The sequence below is a fragment of the Pelatocladus sp. BLCC-F211 genome (genome assembly GCF_041928655.1).
In the GTDB taxonomy this organism is placed as follows: Bacteria; Cyanobacteriota; Cyanobacteriia; order Cyanobacteriales; family Nostocaceae; genus Pelatocladus.
The window spans coordinates 1-8,257 of sequence record NZ_JBHFLM010000125.1 but is presented as its reverse complement, the minus strand read 5'-3'; the positions used below and the strand labels follow the sequence as shown (position 1 = coordinate 8,257).

The window sequence follows — 8,257 nt, the reverse complement described above, 5'->3', positions numbered from 1 at the left end:
CAAGAGTTGTAGCACCTGGCGTTTGAGGAACGTAGACGCGCCCTGCGCGGCTGATCGCAGAGTAACCCAACATTATCAAGGCTTTGTTGGGTTGAGCGCAAGCGAAACCCAACCTACATTTCTTCTTAACTGAACCGTATTGGCTCTTAACCCGCAAGGGCGCAGTGGCTCCCCTTTCCCCTTTCCCAAAAATTTTTCAAAAAGGGGTGTTGCCCCTCATGCCGATAATGCTATACTGTGCTAGTTAGATGCACCCTGATGATCTGGAGAGCTACCCAAGTGGCTCTCTCTTTTTTTATTTAATTTTTCTTTGATGAATTTTTACTCAGGTTATTTACTGCGTATCTTTGAAGAATTAAAATGGCAAAACACACTGTTGTTCTCCCCAATAGTGCATTTACGGAGATTTTTCAGGAAACTTTGATAAAAAACTAGATAAGGGGTATTGCCCCACATCCCCAAAATGGTATACTCTGTTATGTAGATGCACCCTGATGATCTGGAGAGCTGCCCAAAAGGCTCTCTTTTTTTTTATGTGTTGCGATCGCAGTATGATTGAGCAACTAGCAACAAAAAATATTTTTCCTGGTTTTTCCTTATCACCTTTGCTACATACAGTTGTTTAACCAAAAACAAAAGAAGTTAATTAAGGTGTATTGCCCCACACCCCAGAAATGGTATATTGTGTTATATAGATGCACCCTGATGATCTGGAGAGCTGCCCAAGTGGCTCTCTATTTTTTTTGTCATTGGTTTAGACGCGATAAATCGCGTCTGTACAATAGAAAGCCGATAAATCGCGTCTGTACAATAGAGAGCCGATGAATCGCGTCTGTCATTGGTCATGATTTATTGGTTCTGCACGAAGAACAAATGACAAATGACAAATAACAAAGGACTAATACTTGCTATAATCGCCAGTCAGCCGAGTAATAGTTGCAAGGGGGAAATCATGGCAGACTGGCATGAGATTACTGGTGGTGTGACTGCACCGAGAGGATTTCGGGCATCTGGAATTAAGGCGGGATTGAAACCTTCAGGATTGCCAGATTTGGCGTTGATAGTGTCGGATGTAGAAGCGATCGCTGCTGGGGTATTTACAACTAGTCAAGTCAGAGCAGCATGTGTAGATTATTGTCGCCAACATCTGCAAGCAAAGCATAACGCCCGTGCTATTCTCTGCAACGCCGGACAGGCAAATGCTGCGACAGGTGAGCAAGGCTGGTTGGATGTCCTAGAATCAGCGATGGCGATCGCTCAAGCCTTAAATCTCCGCAGTGACTCGATCCTACTGGCTTCGACTGGGGTAATTGGACAGCGTATACCGATGGATAAACTCAAAGCTGGAATTCCCCAACTAGTAGCAGCACTATCTGAAACTGGTTCCGATGCTGCCGCAGGTGCGATCATTACTACAGACTTAGTACCAAAATCAATTGCCCTAGAAACAACAATAAGCGATCGCCCAGTCAGAATTGGTGGTATCGCCAAAGGTTCCGGGATGATTCATCCGAATATGGCTACTATGCTGGCATTTGTCACCTGTGATGCAGCTGTTTCCCCTCATCTTTGGCAGCAAATGTTGAGTAGGGCAGCAGATCGAAGTTTTAATTCGATTACCGTTGATGGTGATACTAGTACCAACGATAGCTTAATCGCCCTTGCTAATGGTGAATCCCGCACCCCAGCAATTACCGAAATGGGACACGAAGCTGAAAAATTAGAAGCGATGTTAACAGCAGTATGTCAGCATTTAGCAAAAGCGATCGCTCGTGATGGTGAGGGTGCAACTTGTTTGGTGGAAGTGCAAGTCAGTGGCGCCCAGGATGAACAAGCAGCGCGTCAAATTGCCAAAACTATTGCTGGTTCTTCTTTAGTCAAATCTGCAATTTTTGGACGCGATCCTAACTGGGGACGGATTGCGGCGGCTGCGGGACGTGCTGGCGTACCTTTTGAACAAGAAAATCTCAGAATTCAGTTAGGGAATTTTTTAATGATGGAAAATGGTCAACCCCTAACTTTTGACAGAAAAGCAGCAAGTGAATATCTACAAAAAGCTGCTGCGGGTGCTTATCTCAAAGAAGATACCGTATTAATTTCTGTAAGTATAGGCAATGGTCATGGTTCCAGTAAAGCTTGGGGTTGTGATTTAAGTTACGACTACGTGAAGATAAACGCCGAATACACGACTTGAGTTCAAAGGGAACAGGGAAGGGAGCATCCCAGTTTTTTCAATGTATCCCGCTTGGGTTGAAACCCTTAGCTAATAGCACAAGTCTTCTTCAGACGACTTATAAGATCAAATAGTCTGCTTAAGCTGACTTGAACTATGAGACTGGGATTTCAATCGCAGGCGGGTTTTTTAACATTTGGGATACTCCCACAGGGAACGGGTAACAGTTACCCACAGCATAATTTTGTTATGTAGAGACGTTGCAGTGCAACGTCTCTATGGATTTTAAATGTCAATAGATTGATCTTCTCGAAGCAGTATTGGAAGGAATTCTAGTGAAATTTGATGATAATAAGAGATGTACAAGATTTAAAGTAGATTTTTAAGTCAAAAATCTGTTTTATAACTTATGAAGCTAATTTAGCACTCAAAAACTTGATTCAGGAGTCAGAAACTTGATTTAGGAGTCAAAAACTTGATTTAGGAGTCAGAAACTTGAATAGGGATTTGTGTAAGTTGCAACAAAAATATCTTGATCGCAACACTATTTACCAAGCATTTGGTTTCAATCCCTAATAGGGATTTATGTGAGTTGCAACAAAACCTACAAGAGGCTAGGGAATTAAAAAGAGAGCAGTTTCAATCCCTAATAGGGATTTATGTGAGTTGCAACGACATTCCGAAGCTCATCAGAGAAGTCCAGACTAGTTTCAATCCCTAATAGGGATTTATGTGAGTTGCAACTGCTCAATTTAGAAGCCTTGCTGTATTTGGTTTTCAAGGTTCAGTGGTGCAGACCTGGAGTAAATATAGCGTTTGAGCGATCGCACTGTCAACAGTAGTTCCGAAAAAATCAGATCAAATGCTTTTCTGGTAAGAGTTTTAGGCATTGCGCGAACCTCTGTTTTGCTCTGAATGGCTCAAACCCAGAACGGGCAAAGCTTTCAGGCGTAAAATTCGAGTCTTGGTGTCAAACACCTACTCTTTGGCGCAATCACAGGCTAAGAGAGTTCGTAGTCATCATCAGGTGTGTACACTAGGGTGAGTTAAAAATATGATTCTTTTTACATCCCTATACCCTTTTTTAAGCCAGCCCCTCATGGGAAAAACGTTCTCAGTAACATGAAAATATAACTCTTCCTACACCCTTACACCCCTATACTCCCACACCCATTTTCAATCTATTAAATAAGGGCTAAAGCCCCTACTACAAACTTATCAAAAATAGTGTATTGGAATAATAGTTAATATATAGCTAAAAAAGCCTTTAAGTTTGTTTTCTGCCAAAATGCCAGATGCTAGCGAAGTGATCCTGTTATTTTCACTATTTTTTTGTAGATTGAATTAGATAGATCATTAGGGAGCATCTTATGAAATTTCAAGCTTTTGGGCAGCATATTACTAACATCGATAGTGATGGGCGTGGAAGTGGCAGGTAAGGAGAAAACTATCAATGTTGGGATGATTTTAAGATATTTTCTGTTAATAAAAAACAGATTTTGTTCACCAATATTAGTTAGTTCAACACTACAGTCTTGACTACCTCCTAAAATTTTTTGTGAATCAAAGGCATAATTTTATGAGGCTATAAATCCTCGTAAAATTATGCATCAGGGCTAAAGCTGCTGACTACGAAAAAACTTTGCGCTTTTCAATTATTACTATGCTGCTTCTCTTATTTGTGCCTTTTCGTTGACATCGGTAACATTCAAAGATAATTGTTCGGCGTGAGGTACAGCTGCTTGTTCTAAAATTTTGACTTCGATATTTACACTTACCAAATAGCTACCTGTATCAGCACCAACAGCCTCAGTCACTAGTTTGGCAAGATCAGGACGTTTGGCTGTTAGTGGATCGCGTAGAATACACTGATCCCAGTCATGTTTAGCAGTTGGATTGAGGCTGAGGATGTAGTGCTTAATCATAATGGCAAACCTTGATCCATCTCCAAAAGGCTGTCTAGTCTGAGAAAACGTGAAAGGGAAAAGGTAAAGGGATGATAGAATCCTTACCCCTTTGTCTTTTCCACATTTCACATCGTGAATCCTCTTTTATTGTAGTACATAAGTACTAAATATAAAAGGTGAGGAGATGAAGAGTCAAGAATAAATTAACCATCAACCACTAAAAACCAACAATTAATTAATGACCATTGACTGTTGAGTGTTCATCCTTGACTCTGGACTCTGGACTAACTAGCATTTGAGCATCATTTACCCAGATGGTTTGTTGGGGGACAGGAATAGAAATTCCGGCATGATCGAGGGCAATTTTGAGACGCCGGCGAAACTCTCGCGCGACATCCCATTGCTTGAGTGGTTGAGTTTTGATCCAGACACGAATTAATAAACCGCGATCGCCAAAGTTATCGATTCCCAAAACTTGGGGTGTTTCGACTATTTTGTGTTGCCATTCTGGATCATTATCCATGTCTAAAGCGACTTTCTTAATTAAATTCAAAGCCTTGTCAATATCAGTTTGGTAGTCAACTGGAATAGTTAAATCAGCACGTGACCAACGACTAGAAAGATTGGCGACAATTTTAATTTCACTGTTGGGAATGGTGATTAAGCGCCCTTCTGCATCTCGAACTTGGGTCATCCGTAGATTCAGATTTTCTACTAAACCTCCCACAGTTCCCACAGAAATCACATCGCCTAAAGCGTACTGGTCTTCTAGGATGATCAAAAAGCCGTTAATTGCATCTTTGATCAAGTTTTGGGAAGCCAGAGATACAGCCACACCAACTAAACCTGCACCTGCTAGCAAAGGAACGACATCTATACCTAACGACACCAGTGCAAACAGAATACCCACACCTAACCAAACAATAGTGACAATACTTTTTGTTACACCTGAAATCGTAGAAACTCGTAGTTGTAGACGTTCAGAAGTTTCTGGAGTTAGTAAAGCGCTACTACTGACAAAAGCAGAAGTGAAACGATCAATGAGGACATAGCTAAGACGCACCGCTACATAAGTTCCAATTGCCACAGCTCCTAATTTTACAGGAATTTGCAAACCCAAAAAAATTCCTAACTGGAGCGATCGCGTGTAGGGAAATAAGCCCAGGAGAAACAAACCTCCACCTCCCCAAATCCCTATTTGAGTGATCTGATGCAGTCGTTTCTGGACTTCTTGGATATGACTTTGCTGCTGTTGATTTAATTGCAGCGTAATCGGTCTAGCTGTTGGTGAAGCGGTAGCAGAAGCTAGCTGTTGTTGGATTGAATTCCTTTGTGAGCGGTTTTTCCACTGAGTCAGTCCCCAACTGATAGCAAGGATAGTAAGTCCACATCCAACAGCAATTGCACCCTGACGAACTAAAAACTCTGGTTCTCGCTCTTGTTTTGCTTGTTCTAATTGTTCTTGTAAGCTTTCGGAGATTTGCTTTGCCAATGTTAAAGCATCTACCTGTCGCAGTCTGGCATCTTGGTCAGTAATAGTCATTAACTGTCGGTTGTTGACATAAATTACTGGCAATCCGTTTTCAGTCTTAACCTGCACATCCAAATTGGCGTCAGGATTTTGAAAGTAATTTTGGCTAATTTGATTGAGATTTTGCTGGATATTCTCTAGACGCTCCGTAATATTCGCCCTTGGTGCGGTGATCTGAAATAGACGCCTACCATCCAAATAAACCCAACCTGTAACTGTTCTGTTGTCGGAGTCACTACTCCGCAGATTCGGGGGTTGCAGGTTCGGTATAAAAGGAATCTGCGCTGTAGCTTGTGGCATTACTCCAACAGTGACGACTATTGAAGAGAAAGCGATCGCTACAAATCGAGAGCGCAATGGATACCTCCTTTTTCAGTGAACAGTTATCAGTTAACAGTTATCAGTAAGTAATTTAATTTGATAACTGGTTACTGATTTCATCCATACTGGCACATCAGTTTCAGTAATTATACTTGTCTACGGGTTGAGTATTTACCCCTATTTACTTTATGAGAATTTTATTATTTTTTCAAATTTATTTTTGTTCTACTTAAACTCAACACTGTTACGCAATTTTGGATTTTAGATTACCCTGCGGGTAGACACGGAGTGGCTTCCGTAGGTAGCCGCAGAAGCGTCTATAGATTTTGGATTGATTCCCCAATCCCCAATCCCCAATCCCTATTTTCACAAAAATGGTGGTTGAATTTGCCCGTCTTGGAATACTCTAGTAGAGTGCGTAAGAATTTACGTCACCTTATTACTTTGTATAGAGGAACTATTTGATGACCGCAACATCTCCCCGATTAAAGCACGAGGTTAAGGACCTCGGCCTCGCTCCCTTGGGAAGACAGCGCATTGAATGGGCAGGACGTGAAATGCCAGTTCTACGGCAGATTCGCGATCGCTTTGCTCAAGAAAAACCTTTTGCAGGTATTCGCCTTGTAGCTTGCTGTCATGTCACAACTGAGACAGCAAATCTGGCTATTGCCCTGAAAGCTGGTGGTGCAGATGCTGTATTGATTGCTAGCAATCCCCTCTCCACCCAAGATGACGTAGCTGCTTGTCTCGTCACCGACTACGAAATTCCTGTCTTTGCAATCAAAGGCGAAGATAACGAAACTTATAACCGCCACGTCCAAATTGCTTTAGACCACCGTCCTAATATTATTATTGATGACGGTTGTGATGTGGTTGCCACCTTGGTACAAGAACGCCAAGAACAACTGGCAGATATCATTGGTACAACAGAAGAAACCACCACAGGGATTGTGCGGTTGCGTGCCATGTTTAGAGATGGCGTTCTCAGTTTCCCTGCTGTGAATGTCAACGATGCCGACACCAAGCACTTCTTTGACAACCGCTATGGTACAGGACAATCAACCCTGGATGGGATCATCCGCGCTACAAACGTCCTGCTAGCTGGTAAAACCATTGTTGTTGTTGGTTATGGCTGGTGTGGTAAAGGTACAGCCCTACGCGCCCGTGGACTTGGTGCAAACGTAATTGTCACTGAAATTGACCCCATCAAAGCGATCGAAGCCATCATGGATGGTTTCCGCGTCCTACCAATGGCAGAAGCTGCACCCCAGGGCGACTTGTTTATTACCGTGACAGGTAACAAGCACGTGATTCGCGGCGAACATTTCGACGTCATGAAAGATGGTGCGATCGTTTGTAATTCTGGTCACTTTGATATTGAAATTGACCTGAAAGCCTTGGGCGCTAAAGCTAAAGAAGTCAAGACAGTCCGCCCTTTCACCGAAGAATATCGTCTGCAAAACGGCAAGTCAGTTGTAGTTTTGGGTCAAGGACGCTTGATTAACCTCGCCGCCGCCGAAGGACACCCCAGCGCGGTTATGGATATGAGCTTTGCTAACCAAGCACTCGGTTGCGAATACCTTGTGAAGAATCAAGGCAACCTAGAACCCGGTATCCACTCCATTCCTACCGAAGTAGACCAAGAAATTGCCCGGTTGAAATTACAGGCAATGGGAATAAAAATAGATACCCTCACACCTGAACAAATCGAGTACATCAATTCTTGGACTTCTGGAACCTAATCTTTACCGAGAATTTACCAAAAGCCACTAAAGAAAGGCTTAAGCTATAGCTAGGTTTTCTAAGGCTATTGCCTTGGGGTAGGCGCTCCGCCTATCCCTTTTTTTATTTGTTGGTTAGTTGCTCGAATCTTGTTATCAGGCTAGAGCCTGGTAACACCTTGTTCGGACAAAATAAAATTAGGTTGCGTAAACAAGGATAAGTTTAACACAGTTGCCAGTACCCACCTTCCATAAAATAGACCGCTTGCTGGCTTTTTTAGGCGTTTTTTGGTCAAAAACTTGACAATTATTATAAAAATGTTTCTATTTTTACGGTATAAAGAAAATCTTTTTAATATCCTCTACACTTCCTAGAATTTAGCTGGAGCAGCAAGAAGCCTCTCACCGAAGCGAAGGGAGGTGATGAGATGAATTGCGAGTAAGTTGACGACAGTTTTCCGAGCAATGCCGTAAGGCGAGGAAGGAAAACATGGAGGAAGCGAGCAAAATATTTCATAAATTTGATATAATAGATTTGGTTGACTTCACCCCTATTGGTGACTGATAAGCCTCTGCCCAGTAGCATTGCGACTATTGGTAAGCG

The 8,257-nt window shown here is 42.3% G+C and carries 5 protein-coding genes; 2 read left to right on the top strand and 3 right to left on the bottom strand.

What is annotated here, in order from left to right; genetic code table 11:
- Window positions 1-952 precede the first annotated feature (952 nt).
- A complete protein-coding gene (gene argJ / locus ACE1AT_RS15445) occupies window positions 953-2,194 on the top strand; it encodes a bifunctional ornithine acetyltransferase/N-acetylglutamate synthase (RefSeq protein ID WP_374869791.1) in 1,242 nt (413 codons plus the stop codon).
- Window positions 2,195-2,925: 731 nt separating this feature from the next.
- On the opposite strand, the gene ACE1AT_RS15440 is transcribed toward argJ, so the two are convergent.
- From ACE1AT_RS15440 to ACE1AT_RS15430, 3 genes are all read right to left on the bottom strand, one after another.
- Window positions 2,926-3,063, bottom strand: a complete 138-nt coding sequence (locus ACE1AT_RS15440) for a hypothetical protein (RefSeq protein WP_374869787.1) — start codon at window positions 3,061-3,063, stop codon at window positions 2,926-2,928.
- A gap of 771 nt (window positions 3,064-3,834) precedes the next feature.
- Window positions 3,835-4,098, bottom strand: a complete 264-nt coding sequence (locus tag ACE1AT_RS15435; protein ID WP_374869785.1) for a hypothetical protein — start codon at window positions 4,096-4,098, stop codon at window positions 3,835-3,837.
- Window positions 4,099-4,315: 217 nt separating this feature from the next.
- Window positions 4,316-5,911 (bottom strand): mechanosensitive ion channel domain-containing protein, encoded by a 1,596-nt coding sequence (locus tag ACE1AT_RS15430; RefSeq protein WP_374869789.1) that lies wholly within the window; start codon window positions 5,909-5,911, stop codon window positions 4,316-4,318.
- A 485-nt stretch (window positions 5,912-6,396) separates the two neighbouring features.
- On the opposite strand from ACE1AT_RS15430, the gene ahcY reads away from it, so the two are divergent.
- Window positions 6,397-7,674, top strand: a complete 1,278-nt coding sequence (gene ahcY / locus ACE1AT_RS15425; RefSeq protein WP_374869783.1) for an adenosylhomocysteinase — start codon at window positions 6,397-6,399, stop codon at window positions 7,672-7,674.
- The last annotated feature ends 583 nt before the right edge of the window (window positions 7,675-8,257 follow it).

Bases quoted from the DNA above. Each gene is read 5' to 3' on its own strand.
- argJ (WP_374869791.1), top strand. From the start codon at position 953: ATGGCAGACTGGCATGAGATTACTGGTGGTGTGACTGCACCGAGAGGA.
- ACE1AT_RS15440 (WP_374869787.1), bottom strand. From the start codon at position 3,063: ATGCCTAAAACTCTTACCAGAAAAGCATTTGATCTGATTTTTTCGGAA.
- ACE1AT_RS15435 (WP_374869785.1), bottom strand. From the start codon at position 4,098: ATGATTAAGCACTACATCCTCAGCCTCAATCCAACTGCTAAACATGAC.
- ACE1AT_RS15430 (WP_374869789.1), bottom strand. From the start codon at position 5,911: ATGCCACAAGCTACAGCGCAGATTCCTTTTATACCGAACCTGCAACCC.
- ahcY (WP_374869783.1), top strand. From the start codon at position 6,397: ATGACCGCAACATCTCCCCGATTAAAGCACGAGGTTAAGGACCTCGGC.